Source organism: Glutamicibacter protophormiae (assembly GCF_014647495.1).
GTDB lineage: Bacteria > Actinomycetota > Actinomycetes > Actinomycetales > Micrococcaceae > Glutamicibacter > Glutamicibacter protophormiae.
The window spans coordinates 267,544-284,791 of sequence record NZ_BMPH01000002.1 but is presented as its reverse complement, the minus strand read 5'-3'; the positions used below and the strand labels follow the sequence as shown (position 1 = coordinate 284,791).

Annotated in this window: 19 protein-coding genes; 12 read left to right on the top strand and 7 right to left on the bottom strand. The window is 65.5% G+C overall.

Going from position 1 to position 17,248, the window contains the following annotated elements:
• Positions 1-49: 49 nt before the first annotated feature.
• On the top strand, positions 50-1,036 hold the full coding sequence (locus IEY43_RS03700) for a DNA topoisomerase IB (RefSeq protein WP_188947255.1): 987 nt from the start codon (positions 50-52) through the stop codon (positions 1,034-1,036).
• Positions 1,037-1,064: 28 nt separating this feature from the next.
• Here IEY43_RS03700 and IEY43_RS03695 read toward each other — a convergent pair whose 3' ends face one another.
• A complete protein-coding gene (locus IEY43_RS03695) occupies positions 1,065-2,057 on the bottom strand; it encodes an Lrp/AsnC family transcriptional regulator (RefSeq protein ID WP_188947254.1) in 993 nt (330 codons plus the stop codon).
• 114 nt (positions 2,058-2,171) lie between these two features.
• Here IEY43_RS03695 and IEY43_RS03690 point away from each other — a divergent pair, with 114 nt between their 5' ends.
• The 3 genes from IEY43_RS03690 to IEY43_RS03680 all read left to right on the top strand — a co-directional run bounded on the left by IEY43_RS03690 (position 2,172) and on the right by IEY43_RS03680 (position 5,254).
• Positions 2,172-3,641 (top strand): MFS transporter, encoded by a 1,470-nt coding sequence (locus IEY43_RS03690; RefSeq protein WP_188947253.1) that lies wholly within the window; start codon positions 2,172-2,174, stop codon positions 3,639-3,641.
• Between the two features lie 3 nt (positions 3,642-3,644).
• Positions 3,645-4,847: an amidohydrolase gene (locus tag IEY43_RS03685; protein WP_188947252.1), complete on the top strand. Its 1,203-nt coding sequence runs from the start codon at positions 3,645-3,647 to the stop codon at positions 4,845-4,847.
• 182 nt (positions 4,848-5,029) lie between these two features.
• Positions 5,030-5,254 carry a hypothetical protein gene (locus IEY43_RS03680; RefSeq protein ID WP_188947251.1) on the top strand — a complete coding sequence of 75 codons (225 nt, stop codon included), beginning with the start codon at positions 5,030-5,032 and terminating at the stop codon, positions 5,252-5,254.
• A gap of 102 nt (positions 5,255-5,356) precedes the next feature.
• Here IEY43_RS03680 and IEY43_RS03675 read toward each other — a convergent pair whose 3' ends face one another.
• From IEY43_RS03675 to IEY43_RS03665, 3 genes are all read right to left on the bottom strand, one after another.
• A complete protein-coding gene (locus IEY43_RS03675) occupies positions 5,357-5,833 on the bottom strand; it encodes a nuclear transport factor 2 family protein (protein ID WP_188947250.1) in 477 nt (158 codons plus the stop codon).
• 133 nt (positions 5,834-5,966) lie between these two features.
• Positions 5,967-6,347: a cupin domain-containing protein gene (locus IEY43_RS03670; RefSeq protein ID WP_188947249.1), complete on the bottom strand. Its 381-nt coding sequence runs from the start codon at positions 6,345-6,347 to the stop codon at positions 5,967-5,969.
• On the bottom strand, positions 6,344-6,616 hold the full coding sequence (locus tag IEY43_RS03665; protein ID WP_188947248.1) for a hypothetical protein: 273 nt from the start codon (positions 6,614-6,616) through the stop codon (positions 6,344-6,346). The genes IEY43_RS03670 and IEY43_RS03665 overlap by 4 nt, the downstream gene beginning before the upstream one ends.
• A 73-nt stretch (positions 6,617-6,689) precedes the next feature.
• Here IEY43_RS03665 and IEY43_RS03660 point away from each other — a divergent pair, with 73 nt between their 5' ends.
• Positions 6,690-6,983 carry an immunity protein CdiI family protein gene (locus tag IEY43_RS03660; RefSeq protein ID WP_188947247.1) on the top strand — a complete coding sequence of 98 codons (294 nt, stop codon included), beginning with the start codon at positions 6,690-6,692 and terminating at the stop codon, positions 6,981-6,983.
• Between the two features lie 356 nt (positions 6,984-7,339).
• Here the strand turns inward: IEY43_RS03660 and IEY43_RS03655 are convergent, their stop codons facing one another.
• On the bottom strand, positions 7,340-7,660 hold the full coding sequence (locus IEY43_RS03655; protein WP_188947246.1) for a hypothetical protein: 321 nt from the start codon (positions 7,658-7,660) through the stop codon (positions 7,340-7,342).
• On the opposite strand from IEY43_RS03655, the gene IEY43_RS03650 reads away from it, so the two are divergent.
• Complete coding sequence (locus IEY43_RS03650) at positions 7,660-7,968, top strand: hypothetical protein (RefSeq protein ID WP_188947245.1); 309 nt, start codon at positions 7,660-7,662, stop codon at positions 7,966-7,968. The genes IEY43_RS03655 and IEY43_RS03650 overlap by 1 nt on opposite strands.
• Before the next feature lie 76 nt (positions 7,969-8,044).
• Complete coding sequence (locus IEY43_RS03645; protein ID WP_188947244.1) at positions 8,045-9,769, top strand: nuclease-related domain-containing DEAD/DEAH box helicase; 1,725 nt, start codon at positions 8,045-8,047, stop codon at positions 9,767-9,769.
• A gap of 46 nt (positions 9,770-9,815) precedes the next feature.
• On the opposite strand, the gene IEY43_RS03640 is transcribed toward IEY43_RS03645, so the two are convergent.
• Positions 9,816-10,916 carry an alanine racemase gene (locus IEY43_RS03640; protein WP_188947243.1) on the bottom strand — a complete coding sequence of 367 codons (1,101 nt, stop codon included), beginning with the start codon at positions 10,914-10,916 and terminating at the stop codon, positions 9,816-9,818.
• A 110-nt stretch (positions 10,917-11,026) separates the two neighbouring features.
• Positions 11,027-11,815, bottom strand: a complete 789-nt coding sequence (locus IEY43_RS03635) for an IclR family transcriptional regulator (RefSeq protein ID WP_188947242.1) — start codon at positions 11,813-11,815, stop codon at positions 11,027-11,029.
• A 264-nt stretch (positions 11,816-12,079) separates the two neighbouring features.
• Between IEY43_RS03635 and IEY43_RS03630 the strand changes: the two genes are divergently transcribed.
• The 5 genes from IEY43_RS03630 to IEY43_RS03610 all read left to right on the top strand — a co-directional run bounded on the left by IEY43_RS03630 (position 12,080) and on the right by IEY43_RS03610 (position 17,125).
• Positions 12,080-12,547: a VOC family protein gene (locus IEY43_RS03630; protein WP_229777256.1), complete on the top strand. Its 468-nt coding sequence runs from the start codon at positions 12,080-12,082 to the stop codon at positions 12,545-12,547.
• Between the two features lie 166 nt (positions 12,548-12,713).
• Positions 12,714-13,418, top strand: coding sequence for a CoA transferase subunit A (locus IEY43_RS03625; RefSeq protein ID WP_188947241.1), 705 nt, complete (start codon positions 12,714-12,716; stop codon positions 13,416-13,418).
• Between the two features lie 2 nt (positions 13,419-13,420).
• A complete protein-coding gene (locus tag IEY43_RS03620; RefSeq protein ID WP_188947240.1) occupies positions 13,421-14,065 on the top strand; it encodes a CoA transferase subunit B in 645 nt (214 codons plus the stop codon).
• Between the two features lie 2 nt (positions 14,066-14,067).
• A complete protein-coding gene (locus IEY43_RS03615) occupies positions 14,068-15,237 on the top strand; it encodes an acetyl-CoA C-acyltransferase (RefSeq protein WP_188947239.1) in 1,170 nt (389 codons plus the stop codon).
• 199 nt (positions 15,238-15,436) lie between these two features.
• Complete coding sequence (locus IEY43_RS03610; protein WP_188947238.1) at positions 15,437-17,125, top strand: alpha/beta-hydrolase family protein; 1,689 nt, start codon at positions 15,437-15,439, stop codon at positions 17,123-17,125.
• The last annotated feature ends 123 nt before the right edge of the window (positions 17,126-17,248 follow it).

Genomic DNA, 17,248 nt, shown 5'->3' with positions numbered 1-17,248 from the left:
TTTTCCTAGGGTATTGCCAAGAGCAGGAACAACATTGAGGACGGGGCGCATGGCACGCAAGGATCGGCTCCCGATCATCCGCAAGGGTGCAGGCCGCGGCTTCTACTACGAGCTGGACTCGCAGAGGATTACGGACCAGCAGGAGCTGGACCGCATCAAGGGATTGGCCATTCCACCGGCGTGGAAGCAGGTGCGGATTGCACGCAGTCCGCGAGCCAAAGTGCAGGCTGTCGGCGTGGATGCGGCAGGACGCACCCAGTCGATCTACAACCCGGTGTTCAGGGCTCGCCAAGACGAAGCGAAATTCGCCCGGATGCTGGAGTTCGGTACCGCCCTGCCGCAGCTGCGCGCCCAGGTGCGCAAGGACCTCCGTCGGCGTTCGGCCAACGAGCAAAAGGTCGCGGCGGCGGTCATCGCGCTCATTGACGAGCATCTGCTGCGGGTCGGTACGCCAGCCCGGTCCGGTGCGGGTGTCTCCTTCGGTGCCACGACCCTGCGCCGCAAGCACGTCAAACCTGCCCGTGCATCGTTGAAGTTGGAGTTCACCGGAAAATCGGGGCAGCCCCAGTCCATTCGTGTGAGCAATCCCAAGCTGATGCGCATCCTCGAGGAGCTGAAAGACATGCCAGGCCACGAACTCTTCCGATTTCTCGATGAGAACCACCATGCGCACCGCATGGATGCCGATCGGGTGAACAGCTACCTGCGCCAGGCCATGGGCGGGCCTTTTACGGCCAAGGACTTCAGGACATGGGGCGGCACGAGCTGCGCACTGCAGGCGATGCTGGAAGTCCCGGGCACCGCCCCGCAGCGCCCGGAACAGCTGGCCAAGCACGCGGTGGAAACGGCCGCCGCGAAGCTCGGCAATACCCCGACGATCGCCCGGGAATCCTACATCGATCCAAGGGTCCTGCTCTTGTGCGAGGAACCCGAGCGGCTGGATCGGCTGCGTCGCTCGTACCGGCAGCTGAAGACCCGCCATCACTTGAATCCTGCAGAACGCTGCCTGTTGCGGGTGCTGCGCACGGCGCCCTAAGCCATCTGCAGCTGCTCGGCCTCCCGCGCTAAAGGCGAGTGCGCCCCACCGAGCGGCCCTCGTCGTCCAGTATCTGGCCCATTTGCTTGACCGTGCGCAGCACCACCGAACGGTCGCTGATGACCAGCCCGGCCAGACGGATCTCCAGGGCCTGTTCGAGCTGCTGCACTTGGCTCAGGTCCTTGAGCCACACGTCCATGATCAGATCGTGCGGGCCCACGGTGTGCGAGACCAGCCGGACCTCGGGGAGGTTTTCCAGCCTGCCGGCGATGCCCTCCAGCTTGGTGGCCGGGACGCGCATGAAATGCCACGCGCTGACCGGCCATCCCGAGCGCGACCGGGCCAGATCCGTGCGCTGGATGAGCGCTCCGCTGCGCTGCATCAATGCCAGCAGCTCGCGGATATGCCGCGGGTTCTGATCCAGTTCGGAAGCAATCCTGGTGGCGCTGGCTCGGCCGTCCCGATTCAGCAGGGCCAGCATTGCCCGTTCGAGCTCCGGGTTGCGGATCGCGGAACGGCTGGTGGCAGGTAGCGGAAGGCCCGCGACGCGCGCGCTTTCGTGGGCGTCCAGCGCGCGCACCCGCCAGGAACGCCCGTCGATGAGGGTGCGGGCGATGGGGTGGCTGCGCACCGAGGCCACGGAGGGCACCTTGGGCAGCTCGTCGAGAAGGTATTTTCCCAGTGCGTGCGAATCACTCGCCGCGACGGTTGCCACGATGTCGCGGCCTCCGGCGGTCAGGTCGACCGCGATGGCCTCCGGGGATTCGGCCAGCGCGAGCGCGACCTGCGTGTTGGCTCCGGAGTGGCAGTTGATCTCCACCAGCGCCGCCGCTTTCCAGGCGTTCCAGTCGAAGGTCGTGATCCAGGCGATGCCGTGCTCGGACAGCTGCTGCCAGCGCCGGTTCAGCGTCGCCGCGTCCGCGCCGAGAATCGGGGCCAGCTGGGTCCACGGGGCGCGCGGGCGGATTTGCAGGGCGTTAATAATCCGCAGATCGAGAGCATCAACCGAATATTCCTGCAAGATGACTCCTAAATCGTCTACTTTCAAGTATAGCGCCTAGAAAGTCGGCAGGTATTTATAGCTTTATCTCGGCTCGAACAACTCGCGGCCTTCACTGAAGTATCGGATCATCAGATGTCATCAACAACTCGCACCACCAGGAAGGCGGCCGGCGGCGCCGTCGGCTTCCTGGTCGTCATGGAATTCGGTTCAGGCCTGCTGCAAGGCTGGTTCCCTCCCCTGCTCTCGCGCATCGGCGCGGATTTCGGCGTGGATGCCGCGGCCCTGAACTGGGTCATGGTCATCTACCTGCTGATGACCGTTGCGTTCGTGCCCATCATCGGCAAGCTCGGGGACCTGTACGGGCACAAGAAGATGCTGCTGATCACCGTCTGCCTGGTCGCGGCCGGCTCGTTGCTGGTGGCCTTCGCGCCGAGCTTCACCTGGCTGCTGGTGGGCCGTGCTCTCCAGGCCCCGCTGGGCGCCTTCCTCCCGCTGGAATTCGCGATCGTGCGCAGCCGGGACGAGGAGTCAGCCGGACGCAGCATCGGCAAGCTCGTGGGCGCTTTGACCCTGGGCGGCGCGCTGGGTGCCATGTTCTCAGGCGTGCTGCTGTCCGCCCTGGACGACTTGACCCTGGTGCTGCTGGCACCGGCGCTGTTCCTGGTGCTGTGCATTCCGGTGGTGGCCTGGCTGGTGCCCGAATCCAGCACCCGCACGGCCGGAACGATCGACTGGGCCGGCGCCGTGCTGCTGACCGCAGGCCTGCTGTCCACCCTGCTGGGCATTTCCAACGCCGCGACCTGGGGCTGGGATTCCGCCGCCACCTGGGGCACCATCATCTCAGGCGTGCTCCTGCTGGCCATCTGGGTGCGCGTGGAAGGCCGAGTCGCCTACCCGCTGATCGATCTGAAGGTGCTCACCGGCACCGGCATCGGCCTGCCGATCGTCGCCGCGGCGTTCTTCGGCGCCCAGATGTTCGGTTCGCAGACCGCCGGTTCGCTGTTCATCATGACCGACCCGAACACCTACGGTTTCGGCCTGGGGCTGGGCAGCTCGGCCATCGGCCTGCTGTTCCTGGTGCTGGCGCTGATGACGTTCATCGGCACCACCCAGGCCGACCGCATTGGCTCGAAGATCGGTGCGCGTGCCGCGATCATCGCCGGCTCGGTGCTCTCCGCGGTGTCCTTCGGCGGCATGATCCTCATGGCGGACAACGCCACGGCCTTCATGGTGTCCATGGCCATCGGCGCCTTCGGCAACGGCCTGATCCTCGGCCTGCTGCCGGCCATCGTGGTGCGCAAGTCCCCGGCTGATTCGGTGGCCATCGCCTCCGCGCTGTACAACACCACCCGCACCGCATCCGGCTCGGTCTCCGGCGCCGTGTTCGCCCTGGTGATGTCCTCGGCGCTGGTGTCCGTCACGGTGGACGGCACCCCGAGCACGGTATCGGCCGACAGCACCTACGTGGCCGTCTGGATCATTTGCGCCGTGCTGTCTCTGGGCGTGGCCCTGCTGGCCCTGCGCTTCCGCGACACCCCCACGCCCGCTGGCGCCCCGGCGGAGTCGACCCCCGTAGCGGCCGCAGCGGCCGAAGGAGAGTAACCCATGGAACTGGCCACCGCTTCATCCACCGCACAGCGCCTGCAGCAGTCCGTGGCAACACACAGCCAAACCCTGCTGGGCCTGTCCGCGGCCCTGCATGCCGACCCGGAAATCGCGTTCAACGAACACCGCTCCGTGGTCCGCGTCGCTGCCCCGCTGGAACAGGCTGGCTTCAATGTGCAGCTCGGCGGATACGATCTGGAGACCAGCCTGCGCGCTGAATTCGGCAGCGGTTCGCTGACGGTGGGCATCTGCGCGGAATACGATGCGCTGCCTGGCATCGGGCACGCCTGCGGGCACAACATCATCGCCTCCGGCGCCGTCGGAGCCGCGCTGGCGCTGGCGCAGGTGGCCGAGGAGCTGGATCTGCGTGTGGTGCTGCTGGGCACCCCGGCCGAGGAAGACGGCGGCGGCAAGGAACTGATGCTGCGCGCCGGGGCCTTCGACGACGTGGACTTCGCCATCATGGTGCACCCGACCCCGGGCATGGACATCGACTGCACCGGCACCTCCTCGCAGGGCTGCGACCGCTTCAAGGTGCACTTCACCGGCGCCGCCTCCCATGCAGCGGCCGCCCCCTCGCACGGGGTCAACGCCTCCAACGCCGCGACCATCGCCCAGGTGGCCATCGGCCTGCTGCGCCAGCAGCTGCCCGACGGCATCCGAATCAACGCGGTGGTACTGCCCACCAAGGCCGTGACCAACGTGATCCAGGCGCAGGCCAGCCTGGAGATCGAGGTCCGCGCCCACGACGCCGCGCTGCAGCAGGAGGTCAAGGACAAGGTGCTGCGCGCCTGCCACGGCGCGGCGCTGGCCAGCGGCTGCGAGATGGACTGGGAGCAGTCCTGCCCCGCTTACCTTCCGGTGCTGCAGGACGAGCGCATCCTTTCCCTCTGGAACAACTCCCTTCGTGCCACCGGCAGGAACCTGCTGCAGCTTCCGGCAGGCAGCACCGGCGGAGGCTCCACCGACATGGGCAACGTGTCCCAGTACCTGCCGGCAATCCACCCGGTGATTGCCGTGCTGGACGCGGTCGGCATGCCGCACACCGCCGCGTTCGCCGCGGAAACCTGCTCGGCGGGCGCTGACCAGGCGGTGCTTGACGCCGCGGTCGCGCTGGCAGGCACGGCAGCGAACGTGGCTGCCAATACCGAGCTGCGCCAGGCGCTGCTCCAGGAACGTCGGGAGCGCAAGCCCCGCGCCTGATCCTCCCCGCATGTGCCCCACCATCGCAGACCCCCAACTGCCGTGGTGGGGCACTTTTTGGTCGCCCCACTCCCGGCATGTTTCAGCAACAATTCAACAGGATTGAAAATATCGCTGTCCTGGAAGTCGATGGGAGCCTAGCCTCAGGCAAGAAGGACTTGATTCTCCGCTTTTCCCCGCGAATGCGACTGCACCATCTGACCGCAACCATGGCCGCCGAGCCGTTCCGCATCAAGGAACTGTCCCCTGTTGAACTGCTGGATGCCGTGGTGCAGCGCACCGTCGAGGTCGAGCCGACCATCAATCTGGGCGAATACCCGTGCGGCGGCAAACGCCCTGCGCAATTCCGGTGTCGTGCCCGAAGAAGTGTCCACCGGCGTGCAGATCGGGGGACGCACCTACCATGAGTCATGGTCTTCACCCGGGGCCTCGCACTGGAAGCCGAGCTTGATTTGTGGACCCAGCCTTCATGGTGGCCGCAGGTGGTGGCGGCTAACGCCTAGAGCACCTCATGAGTCTGACCGGGCTGTTGTCTCCTCCGACGGCCCGGGCATCTCATTGTCCGCAGTAGTCCGCAGCGAATGAAGTGCGCGTCCTACTTCTGCACAGCATTTCAAGAGCCATTTGTAGTCGTTCTCCTCAATGTTGATCACGAACGCACGGCGCTCGCAGATCAGCCCATCGCGCATGACGAAGACCTCTCCCATGGCCATGCGCAACTGTTCTCCGGTGGCTCGGTGGGTTTCACCGTGAATCTCCGCCATGGCTGTGTCGTCCTCCTCGACCATGCGCACGATGCGCAGCACCGGATATCCGGTGAAGTCCTCGTTCTCTATGGCGGCGTCATCGGCTTGTTTGCCGGTGAGGCGGAAATTCCCGAAGACGGTCCAGACGATGTCCTCGGTCAGACAGGCCAGGATCTGGGTATGGTCGTTCTTGTTGAATCCGTCGATGTATTTTTCGACCGTTTCCTTGTTCACTGACATTTTCCCGCTCCTCAACGCCGGCAGGGATTTCAGGCTAGATCCGTCGGCCGCGTTTGGGAATGCCGAAAGCAGCAGGCGGTGAAATGAACAAAATTTTTGTTCATTTCACCGCCTGCTGCGGGTCTGGCGGAGGTTACTTCGCCAGGTACATCTTGCGCAGCGGTGCCTCAAGCACCCATGTGGTGTTCATGCCCTCGCGCAGGTGGCAGATGCTGCCCGGAACCAGGTTCACGGTCTGTTCCTCGAAGCCATTGACCGGATGGATCGTGACGGTCGCGGTGCCCGACAGCACGATGAACAATTCTTCGGCCTCGACATCGCTCATCGTGCCGGCGCTCATCTCCCACAGGCCGAACTCTGCGCCGAAGATCTCGCCCAGCGATTCGGCGGCGGTAGTCGGGTCCCCGGCCAACGACTGATCCGCAGGCACGGGCTCGTGGGCCAGCTCAACGGACAGCGCGTCGACGCTGCGGGTGTTCGCCCCGATCTCGAAGACGGTGGTGTTTTCGCTCATGAATCAAATCCCATTTTAATAGCATCCATAGTTCGCAGGAACAGTCCCCGCTTGCCTTCGCGGCGATCAGCGCGCGCCATGGCCGAAGTCATCATCTTAACCCCTAGCCAAGCCGCCGGTTCCGGAGGGAACGGCAGCGGCTTCTTCTTGGCCATTTCCAGGACGGTCAACTCGGTCGGCTTGTGCAGCATATCCCAGCCGATAGCCTCGCGCTGCTTTTCGGTCAGGGCGTGGCCGGCGCAAGGTTGATCGTCGAGAGCGCCAAGCATCTTGCCTCAGCATCCCCCTGACCGGGAGCATTCTGTCACTCCTAGTCACTGTCGGCCAGCGTAGGCTTTGGAGATGAGTAACCAAATACCCTGCGAGGACCAAAGGCTCCTCCGGATCTTTTGCGATTACGGTGCCGAATGGCCGCTGTGGGAATGCGGCATGCAGGTCCCGGAGGACTACGGCCTGTCCGACACCCTCTGCGCCCGGCTTTCGCAGTGGAATACCCAATTCCAGGAGCACATGCATTGGGATCACGGCTGGCGCATGGGATTCGACGTTCGGCGGTGGACACAGACCGGCTTTCGACTGGCCAAAGACGTTCAACGCGAAGTCGGGCCCTCTATCACCGTCCGCTACTGGCAGTGACCCGCAATCCGACTCTCATCGAAAGCAGCAGCCTGCCGGATTCGTGTGGATCCGGAGGCTGCTGCTAATCCAATTCCTATCGGTGCCCGATGCTGCTTGGCGACGACTACCGCAGCAGCCAGGGAATGTGCGCGTAGGTGGTTTTCTGCGCTTCTACTGCCCTAATGAAACGCTCCAAGAATCCATCGCGCCCAGCGGCTTGTTGACGATGCCATCTAATTCAGGGACCGACCGGTTGCCGTAGTTCGAGAGGTTATCGGTGCGCAGGATCGAGAACGTCCCCATCGGGTTCCCACCCGACACGTACCAGCTGGTGTAGAACAGATTGCTTCCCTTGCGGGCACCCGGGTCGGAGATCAGCGCGGGTAAGGCGCCCCGGGGTGGCGGTGTTGGTCTTGGTCTTCAGCCCAATCTATTCGGCCGCCGCTGCAGTTGCCTGAGATCAACGCGAATTCGTTTCTCATCGGCGCGGTGGTGACGGCGATTTCCTCGCGCTTCATGCTCTGCTCTTCGATAAGTTTGGTCATCGCTTCCAAGGCGTACGGGTAGGCCGGCAGGTTCGCGGAGGCGTCTCTGCAGGTGGTCTCGCCGTCCGGCCCCACGCCGACTCGATGGTGAATGAATCGTTTGGCTTGCCATAGCCCGGACAGCCGCCAGCACCACACCTTCGCGATCAATGGCCATCAGCAGCGCCTTGTCCGAGGAATGCAGCCCATCGATTGCGTTGGCCGGAACCACCCAGCCGTCGTCGACCTCGCCTAGCTTCATAGCGTTGCTGCGGGCCACGGGGACGGGCATGGCGGCCGCTGTGGTCGCTGGCTGGGGCGAGCCGGTCGCGGCGTTCCTGGTCATCATCCTCTTCGTCACCGGCGCGCCGATCCTGGCGGTGTTCATCGGGGTCGGGATCGGCTGGGTGGCCATCACGCTGCTGCCGCTGCCGAAGCCCGAAGCGGACCCGGAGCCCGCCGCGGCGACATCTGAATGACAAATCTCCACTGATCTGCCTAAACTTCCCGTAGGACGGCCGTCTTCGCGCCGCAGAACATCACACGGGGGAATCAATGGCACGGTGTTATCCGCAGGATCCGGAGTTCACGGACAAGGGCGGAGCGGAGAAGGCGGTGTTCGAGGCGCTGCGCGACGCGCTGCCCGAGGATGCCCTGCTCTTCCACTCGGTGCAGCTGCGCGATGGCAGCGCCGAGCACGAGATCGACCTGCTGGTGCTCTGGCCCGAGGTGGGCATCGCCGCCATTGAGGTCAAGGGCGGCCTGGTCTCCAGCTCGGAGGGCTGCTGGTACCAGTCGGATGCCAAGGGAAAACACCGGCTCAAGCAGAGCCCCATGGCGCAGGTGCAAAGCTCCGCCCACGCCTTGAAGGACGTGCTCTACCCGCTGATGGGAACCCGCGTCACCAGCCGCATGGCGCACATCGTGGTCCTGCCCTATACCCCGTGGCCTGCTGACTACACCTCGGTGGGATTCCCCCGCGAGCTGATCATCGACCGCGGCCAGATGCCGCAGATCGCCCAGCACGTGCGCAGCGCCATCGAGAACCAGGGCGGAGGCCTGGCCGGGCTGACCCTGGACTTCGCCGAACGCATGGTCAAGCACCTGACCTCCTCCACCGGCCCGCTGGGCGGGGACCAGGCCGAGGTCGACTACGCCCAGGCGCTGGGCAACGAGCAGGTCCAGGAGACCCTGACCGCCCGCCAGCAGATCCTGCTCTCGGCCACCCGCTCGCTGCCGCGGGTGCGCTTCATCGGCGGCGCCGGCAGCGGCAAGACCTGGATGGCCCTGGCTAAGGCGCGCGAGCTGTCCAAGCAGGGGCTGCGGGTTGGCCTGTTCTGCTACAACAAGGGCCTGGGCCACTACCTGAAATCCGAGGTCGGCACTTGGCGGCAGAACAAGCCGGTGCACACCGGCGAATTCCACGAATACGCGCGCAGCCTGGGGGTGCCCGACGGCAGCGGACAGGAATACTTCGACGTGGCCATGCCCGCGATGCTGCGCGAGATCGGCCCGGGGCTGGACGCCGGGCTGAAGCTGGATGCGGTGATCGTGGACGAAGCCCAGGACTTCGCCCCGGACTGGTGGGAGGCACTGCTTTCCTGCACGGTGGATCCCACCGGCGGCCGGGTCTACGCCTTCATGGACAGCCGGCAGGATGTCTACCGCCGCTGGGACGGCGAGGCAGTGGGCGAGAGCTTCGGCCCGGCCGCCGCGCTGGTTCCCATCCATGTCGACGACAACCTGCGCAACACGCGCAGCATCGCGCAGACCTTCAAGGGATTCATCGACCAGGCCAGCAAGCTGCGCGGCGGCGACGGGATCCCGGTGCGCTTCGTGGCAAGCAGCACCGAGGACAGCATCGACACGGCCTCGGACTGCGTGGACGCGCTGCTTAACGAGGGCTGGGCGAACAACCAGATCGCGCTGCTGACCACCAGCAAACGCCACCCCATCCACCAGGGGCACTTCGAGAACGGCACCGTGGACAGCGAATACTGGCCCGAGTTCCACCAGCGCGACGGCGAGTTCTACGGGCACGTGCTCGGCTTCAAGGGCCTGGAGCGCAGCGTGGTGATCCTGTGCGTGAACGGCTTCAAGGACATGGGCCGCGCCGCGGAGATGCTCTACGTCGGCTTCTCCCGCGCCCGCAGCCTGCTGGTGGTGGTCGGCGACCCCGACCTGCTCGACGAGGCCTGCGGCCACGAACTGCCGCAGGCGCTGTCCAAGGCGCAGCTGTGGGACCCGCACGCCACCCAGCAGCTGGAGCCGGCGCCCTGAGCCGCTGGCCTTAAGCCGCCAGCCTTGGGCCGTCAGCCTTGGGCCCTTAGTAGTTCAGCCCGCGGGCGTTGACGTCCCAGCGCTCGACGGCGCCATCCGGGTGGATCGCCAGCACGGAGTCCACCAGGTTCACCGCCACGCAGACGTGGTTCGGGATGATACGCAGCTGCTCGCCGTAGCCGGGCAGTTCCCGGTCATCGGGCCAGGCGATGGTTGCATGGTGCTCGGACAGCGCGGTGATCGACGCTTCGGGGCATTCCATGACCCGGCCGTAGCCGCTGGCCCAGGCCGGGCGGTCCGCGCCGAGCACCTTGCTGCCGGCGTCCACCACGATGCGCCGCGGGATGTCCGCGGAGCCCTCGTGGCGGCTGATGACGGTGGAGGCCACGCTCAGCGCGATGTCGTTCCATCCGGTGCGCCCCAGCTCGAACTGCTGGGCGTCGCCGAAGACGTAGACCCCGGGGCGGACCTCGGTCAGCACCGAGTTGTCGCTCAGTTCTGCGGTGGGAGTGGAGCCTCCGCTGATCCGCTTGACCTGGTGTCCGGCCTTGCGCAGCAGGCAGGCTGCCTCGGCGAGCGCCTTGTGCTCCTGGTTGACTGCCTCGTCGATGGCGTTCGGGGCGTAGCTGTGGCCGGGGAAAGTGAACACGCCGTGCACGCGCAGTCCGGCGTCGCGGGCGGCGTCGGCGATTTCCACGGCCTGGGCCGGGGCGACGCCGCTGCGGTGGTGGCCGCTGTCGATCTCGATCATGAGCTTGACCTTGCAGGCCTTCTCCCCCAGCATTTTCGCCATCTGCTGCACGGCGGCGACCGAGTCGGTGCCGATGCTCAGCTTGGCCCGCTTCATCAGTTCAAGGATGCGCTCGGCCTGGGATTCGTTGATCCACAGCGGGTAGGCGATGAACAGCTTCGGCACCCCGTGCAAGGCGAAGTTCAGCGCCTCGCCGACGGTGGCGACGGTCAGGCCCGCGGCCCCCGCGGTGAGCTGGCGGTCGGCGACCTCCAGCATCTTGTGGGTCTTGGCGTGGGGGCGCAGCTTCAGCCCCTGGCTGGATACCCGCTGGGCCACCCGGGCGATATTCCGCTCCAGCTTTTCCACGTCCACCAAGATCTCAGGCGTGTTGATGCCTGACGGAATATTGCCCACAAATACCTTCCAGAGCTCGAGTCGACGTCTTCGCCGCGAACACGTCCGGAGCACAGACTACCGCAGGAAGTTGTGATCATGTGAGTCGCCGGATGCCGGGAACCGGAGGGCTACCGGGTGATTGCTCCGGGGCTGCGGCGCAGCTGCGTGGACAGTTCATGCGCGTGGTGCAGCAGCAGCTGGCCCAGCTCCTTGCGGCGGGCCTCCTCGAAACGGCTCTGGATGCCGGTCAGGCTCAGCGCCCAGGCCGGCTGGCCCGTGGCGTCGAATACTGCAGCGCCCATCCCCCAGCTCCCCTCGACGATCAGCCCGGGATTCACCGAATATCCCAGCATCCTGGTTTCGGCGACTTTCTCGCGCAGGGCCGGCGCCGAATGGGCCTGGCCGTATTCTGGCACCAGGTCGTGGGATTGCAAGTACTTTTCCACGCTGTCTTCGGGGAGGAATGCGAGGATTGCGATGCCGGCCGAGGCCACACCCAGGGGGAAGCGCCGCCCTTCATAGAGGACGAACGAGCGGATGGGAAATGCCCCGTCCTGGCGCAGCAGGCAGACGGTCTCGTCTCCGCGCCGGGCAGAGAGGAACGCGCTCTCGCCGGTCGCCTCCGCCAGCGCCGCGACATGCACCCGGGCCAGCTCGCTGATGTCGTATCGTTCGGCGGCGACCGCTCCCATGAGGTAGAGCTCCGGGCCCAGCAGCCAGTGGCCCGTAGCGTTGTCGTGGTCGCAGAAGCCTTCCGCCACCAATGCGGTCAGCAGCCGGTGCACGGTGGGCCGCGGCAATCCCGCCTGCCGCGCGGCCTCCGTGGTCGTGATGCCCTGCGGCATGGAGGTGCTCACGGTGCGCAATACAGCCGCCAGACGTCCGACAACCTGCGCTCCTGCGGGAGAAGTACTCATGCCCACATTATGGACGATTGGCGTTCACCGCCGGAACTTGTGACAGCTGGGAACCGGCCAGCCCGGGCGCTGCACCGCTGCCTCGGCCGCACTCAATGAGACGGGACAGCAACGCGCCCGCCTCGACCTGATGGGTGGAAAGCTCCTTCTGTTGCTGGAGAGCTCAGGACCCCCCGCGCGCAGTTCTCGTCACGCCGTTGAACGCCTCATGGGTATTTGCCCGGGGCCGGCGGTCTCGCCTTGCGTCTCTGCCATACTGCTGGCATGGATATGGCAACGAACATGACCATCCAGTTGACCATTGACTGCGCAAACCCGCAGCTCATGGTGGATTTCTGGGGCGAGGCGCTGGGTTATGTCCCCGAGCCCCCTCCGGCCGGCCACGTCAGCTGGCGCGGCTATTGGCAGGACATGGGAGTGCCCGAGGAAGAATTGCCGCCGGGCGCCGGCGACCTGCCCGAGTCGATCATCGACCCCGACGGCCGCGGACCGCGCATCTGGTTCCAGCAGGTTCCCGAATCCAAGACCTTGAAGAACCGCTGGCATTTCGACCTGAAGGTCGGCGGCGGACGAGGCGTCCCCATGGCAACCCGCGTCGCGCGTGTGGGCGCCGCCGCCGAGCGTCTGACGGCGCGCGGAGCGCTCATCCTCGCTATCCACAACGAACCGGCCATGGGACACTATGCGATCGCCATGCAGGATCCGGAAGGCAACGAATTCGACGTTGTTTAATCTCCGGCAACAATCGTCCATAATATGGACGCACTGTCCGCGATTCCTCATCATCTGAGCAATAGTGATCCAATGGCTCGCTACCTATTGAATGCCTACCTGCGACTACGTAGGTTTGAAGGTAATCAAGACTGCACTCCACATCGTGGACGGCATGGAGGAAACGATGACAACGAAGTATCGCGACGACGCGGCGGCCGCGCTGGCCGAAGTCGTCAAGGACGGCATGACCATCGCCGTGGGAGGCTTTGGCCTGAGCGGGAATCCCACCCGGCTCATCAAGGCACTGCGGGACTCGGGCGCGACGAACCTGACCATCGTCTCCAACAACATGGGAGTCGACGGCAAGGGCCTTGGGCTGCTGCTGGAGAACAAGCAGGTCTCCAAGGTGCTGGCCTCCTATGTCGGTGAGAACAAGCTCTTCGCCCAGCAGTTCCTCAACGGGGATCTCGATGTCGAGTTCTGCCCCCAGGGCACGCTGGCCGAGCGCCTGCGCGCCGGCGGAGTTGGCATCCCGGCCTTCTTCACCCCCACCGGCGTCGGCACGCCGGTCGCCGAGGGCAAGGAAGTCATGGAGTTCAACGGCAAGCCGGCCATCCTGGAACGCGGCATCTTCGCCGACATCGCCCTGGTCAAGGCCTATGAGGCAGATGCCGAAGGCAACCTGCGCTACCGCATGACCTCGAAGAACTTCAATCCGCTGGCAGCCATGTCCGGCCGCCATACCTTCGCCGAAGCCGAGCATATCCGGGAAGACTTCCTCGACCCGTCGCTGGTGGAAACCCCGGGCATTTTCGTGCAGACGCTTGTCCAGGCGGATGAAACCAAGGACATCGAACAGCGCACCGTGCGCAGCAGGCAGGAGGGCTAGGCATGTGGACGCGAGATGAAATGGCGGCCATCGCCGCCAGCGAGCTGACCGACGGCCAGTACGTGAACCTGGGCATCGGCATCCCGACCCTGGTGGCCAACCACCTGCCCGAGGGTGTCTCGGTCAAGCTGCAAAGCGAGAACGGCCTGCTGGGCATGGGCCCCTTCCCCTATGAGGGAGACGAGGACGCCGACCTGATCAATGCCGGCAAGCAGACCGTGACGATCCTGCCCGGAGGCAGCTTCTTCGACTCGGCCACCAGCTTCGGCATGATCCGCGGCGGCCATGTGGCCACCGCGATCCTCGGCGCCCTGCAGGTCGCCGCCAACGGCGACCTGGCCAACTGGACCATTCCGGGCAAACTCGTCAAGGGCATGGGCGGCGCCATGGACCTGGTCGCGGGCACCCCGCGCGTCCTGGTGCTCACCGACCACGTGGCCAAGGACGGCACCAGCAAGATCGTTGAAAAGTGCGACCTGCCGCTGACCGGCGTCGGCGTCGTCAACCGCATCATCACCGACCGCGCCGTCTTCGATGTCGAAGACGGGACACTCATCCTGCGGGCCTGCGCCCCGGGTGAGACCCCAGCAAGCATTCAAGAAATCACCGCGGCGCCCTTCGCCGTGGACATCCAGGAGGACCAGTAAGAATGACCGTCAAGATCGTAGGCTACGCCCGCACCCCGTTCATGAAATTCAACGGGGCCCTGGCTTCCGTGCCGGGAACCGCGCTGGGAGCCCACGCCGCCAAGGCAGCGATGGAGCGCGCTGGCATTGATCCCTCGGAAATCCAGCGCGTGGTCGCCGGCCAGGTGCTGCAGGGCGGCGCCGGCCAGAACCCGGCCCGCCAGTCGGCCGTCGGCGCAGGCGTCCCGCTGAACGTCCCGGCCATCGCCGTCAACGCGGTGTGCCTCTCCGGAGCCGAGGCCGTGGTGGCCGGCGAGCGCCTGATCGCCAGCGGCGAGGTCGACGTGGTGCTGGCCATCGGCCAGGAATCCATGTCCCTGGCACCGCACGTGCAGCGCGCCCGCGCCGGCGCCAAGTACGGTGCGATCGAGATGATCGACACCCTGGAGTACGACGGCCTGACCGATGCCGCCGAGCAGCGCTCCATGGGCGCCTCCACCGAGGAGCACAACGCCAAGCTGTCCATGACCCGTGAGTCCCAGGACGCCGTGGCCGCGGCATCGCATCAACGTGCCGCCGCCTCCCGCGAGTTCCTGGCCGGGGAGATCGCCCCGTTCACCATCTCCACCCGCAAGGGCGACACCGTGTATTCGGAAGATGACGGCGTGCGCGACTCCACCACCGTCGAGTCCCTGGGTGCACTGCGTCCGGCCTTCGCGAAGGACGGCACCATCACCGCGGGCAACTCCTCGCAGATCACCGACGGCGCGGCGGCCGTGGTGCTTGCCAGCGATGCCGCCATCGATCGTCTGGGCCTGACCCCGATCGCCGAGATCGTGTCCCACGCGTTTGTGGCCGGACCGGACCGCACCCTGCACGAGCAGCCGTCCAACGCGATCCGCACCGCTCTGCAGCGCGCCGGCGCCAAGGCCGAGGACCTGAAGGTCGTGGAAATCAACGAGGCCTTCGCCGCGGTCGCCGTGCAGTCCACCGCCGCGCTGGGCATCGATCCCGAGATCGTGAACCCGCACGGCGGAGCGATCGCCCTGGGCCACCCGATCGGCGCCTCGGGCGCCCGCATCGTGGGCACCCTGGCGCGCCAGCTGCAAGAATTGCCGGCCGGTTCGCTGGGTGCCGTAGGCATCTGCGGCGGCGGCGGCCAGGGCACTGCGGTGCTGCTGCGCTCGCTGTAGCACAGCACAATCCGACGAATGCCGGTGGAGGGAGATGAGACCCGTCCGCCGGCATTCGTACTTCATTGGACTTGCAGGCCTGAATCGCGCAGTTGCCACCTAGAATTCGAAGTGGGGAGCTGGAAGGCAATTTAGCAGGCCAGCCCGGACCAATGGAGGCACTATGGCTGGGCGGCTGCCGGTTCTCAAACCTTGGCGCATGTACTGTGTCCCGGCGCTGGGCGCGCTGGCGCTGGCGCTGCTCTCGCTGACGCCGTCCATGCTTCCGCGCACCGCGGTATTCCAGGGAGTGCTCTGCGCGCTGGCCGCGCTGCTGGGATATGCGGCGGGATCGCTGCTCCGGTGGCTCTTTGTCTCTTCGAAGAGCGCTTCGCAGGAACGCAGAGCCTCAGCGCAGGAGCGGGATGCAGCCGCGCAGGAGCAGCCGCCCGAAGTACCGAAGGCGATTCCTTCCCAGCGGACCTCCGGAAAAGTAGCCGCAGCGCTCGGCATGGTGCTGCTGGTCGCGGGTCTGTTGTTCTACCATCTCTGGCAAAACGACCAGCGAGAGATGTTGGCGATGCCTCGCCAATCCGCCTGGTCGCTGGTCTACGTCGTCCTGGTGGGCACGGCTCTCCTGGCCCTGCTGCTGGTCATCTGCCGATTCATTCGCAGGATTTCGCTCGCGCTCATTGAAATCGTGGACAAGGTTTTGCCCCGGCGCGTTGCGGCCGTCATCGTCGTGGCGGCTATGGTGCTGGGGTTGGCGATGATCGGCAATCGGGCAGTGGTGCAGCGCGTCGCCGGATCATTGGACAACCTGTTCCTGTCGATCAATGATGAATTCCTCTCGGACCTGCAACCGCCGCAGCATCCCGAACTGTCCGCAGGGCCCGGCTCTTCGGCCAGCTGGGCTGATTTGGGCCGCCAGGGGCGCCTGTTCATTTCCAACACTCCCAGCAGCACGTCGGTAGCGGAGTTCTCCGGACGGGATGCCAAGCAGCCCATCCGCGTCTACGCCGGGGCCGGGAGAGACGGCAACACGGAGCTCGCAACCCAGGCTGAACTGGCGATTGAGGAGCTGCAGCGTACCGGAGCATTCAACCGATCGGTGCTCAATGTGGCTACCGGCACGGGGCGCGGCTGGGTGAATGAGAACCAGATCCAGGCGCTGGAATACATGTGGGGCGGCGATACGGCGACGGTCAGCATGCAGTATTCCTACCTTCCCAGCTGGATGTCGTTCCTCGTGGATTCCTCCCGCGCACAAGACGCCGGACGCCTGCTGTTTGACGCCGTGTATCGGCACTGGGTGCAGCTGCCTCCCAAGGAACGACCAAAACTGGTGGTCAGCGGGGAATCACTGGGGTCTTTCGGTGCGGAGGCCGCTTTCAGCGGCGCCCAGGATTTCGCGACGCGCACTGATGGCGCGCTCTTTGTCGGCCCGGCCGCCGGCAACCGGCTCTGGCAGCGATTCACCGCTGAACGCGATCCAGGCAGCCCCGCTGTCCTCCCGGTCTACGAAGACGGAAACATTGTCAGGTTCTCCGCCGACGGGATTCACTGGCCCGGGTCTGGAACCTGGGCCGACAGCAGAATCGGCTATCTCCAGCATTCCAACGACCCCATCAGCTGGGGCGACGCCGAAGTCTTCCTTTCCAAGCCGGACTGGCTGCGCGCTGGCCAGCGGCCAGGAAATATTCCTTCGGCAATGGCATGGATTCCCGTGGTGACCGGTCTCCAGCTATTGCTGGACCAGGTGGCCTCCGGAATTCCCGATGGCCAGGGACACGAATTCGGGCAGGTTCCTGTCCGGGCATGGGCGCAGATCCTGCCCTCTGGCCAGTGGACCGATGCGGACACCGAACGCTTGGTGGAACTCTTGGAACAAAGCCAGCCCGCACGGTAATGGGTACAGGTCAGCCGACCCTGAATTCTGCCTTAGCCGCTCATTTACGCATCTTGATCTGCATTTCATCGATTCGAGGGTATTTACCTGTTCCATGCAGAACTATTCACCATATGCCCCAAC

Coding starts and splice junctions, on each gene's coding strand:
- IEY43_RS03630 (WP_229777256.1), top strand. CDS start 12,080: ATGGATATGGCAACGAACATGACCATCCAGTTGACCATTGACTGCGCA.
- IEY43_RS03665 (WP_188947248.1), bottom strand. CDS start 6,616: ATGCTTGGCGCTCTCGACGATCAACCTTGCGCCGGCCACGCCCTGACC.
- IEY43_RS03685 (WP_188947252.1), top strand. CDS start 3,645: ATGGAACTGGCCACCGCTTCATCCACCGCACAGCGCCTGCAGCAGTCC.
- IEY43_RS03625 (WP_188947241.1), top strand. CDS start 12,714: ATGACAACGAAGTATCGCGACGACGCGGCGGCCGCGCTGGCCGAAGTC.
- IEY43_RS03660 (WP_188947247.1), top strand. CDS start 6,690: ATGAGTAACCAAATACCCTGCGAGGACCAAAGGCTCCTCCGGATCTTT.
- IEY43_RS03620 (WP_188947240.1), top strand. CDS start 13,421: ATGTGGACGCGAGATGAAATGGCGGCCATCGCCGCCAGCGAGCTGACC.
- IEY43_RS03670 (WP_188947249.1), bottom strand. CDS start 6,347: ATGAGCGAAAACACCACCGTCTTCGAGATCGGGGCGAACACCCGCAGC.
- IEY43_RS03650 (WP_188947245.1), top strand. CDS start 7,660: ATGGCCATCAGCAGCGCCTTGTCCGAGGAATGCAGCCCATCGATTGCG.
- IEY43_RS03675 (WP_188947250.1), bottom strand. CDS start 5,833: ATGTCAGTGAACAAGGAAACGGTCGAAAAATACATCGACGGATTCAAC.
- IEY43_RS03615 (WP_188947239.1), top strand. CDS start 14,068: ATGACCGTCAAGATCGTAGGCTACGCCCGCACCCCGTTCATGAAATTC.
- IEY43_RS03610 (WP_188947238.1), top strand. CDS start 15,437: ATGTACTGTGTCCCGGCGCTGGGCGCGCTGGCGCTGGCGCTGCTCTCG.
- IEY43_RS03680 (WP_188947251.1), top strand. CDS start 5,030: ATGCGACTGCACCATCTGACCGCAACCATGGCCGCCGAGCCGTTCCGC.
- IEY43_RS03645 (WP_188947244.1), top strand. CDS start 8,045: ATGGCACGGTGTTATCCGCAGGATCCGGAGTTCACGGACAAGGGCGGA.
- IEY43_RS03700 (WP_188947255.1), top strand. CDS start 50: ATGGCACGCAAGGATCGGCTCCCGATCATCCGCAAGGGTGCAGGCCGC.
- IEY43_RS03690 (WP_188947253.1), top strand. CDS start 2,172: ATGTCATCAACAACTCGCACCACCAGGAAGGCGGCCGGCGGCGCCGTC.
- IEY43_RS03635 (WP_188947242.1), bottom strand. CDS start 11,815: ATGAGTACTTCTCCCGCAGGAGCGCAGGTTGTCGGACGTCTGGCGGCT.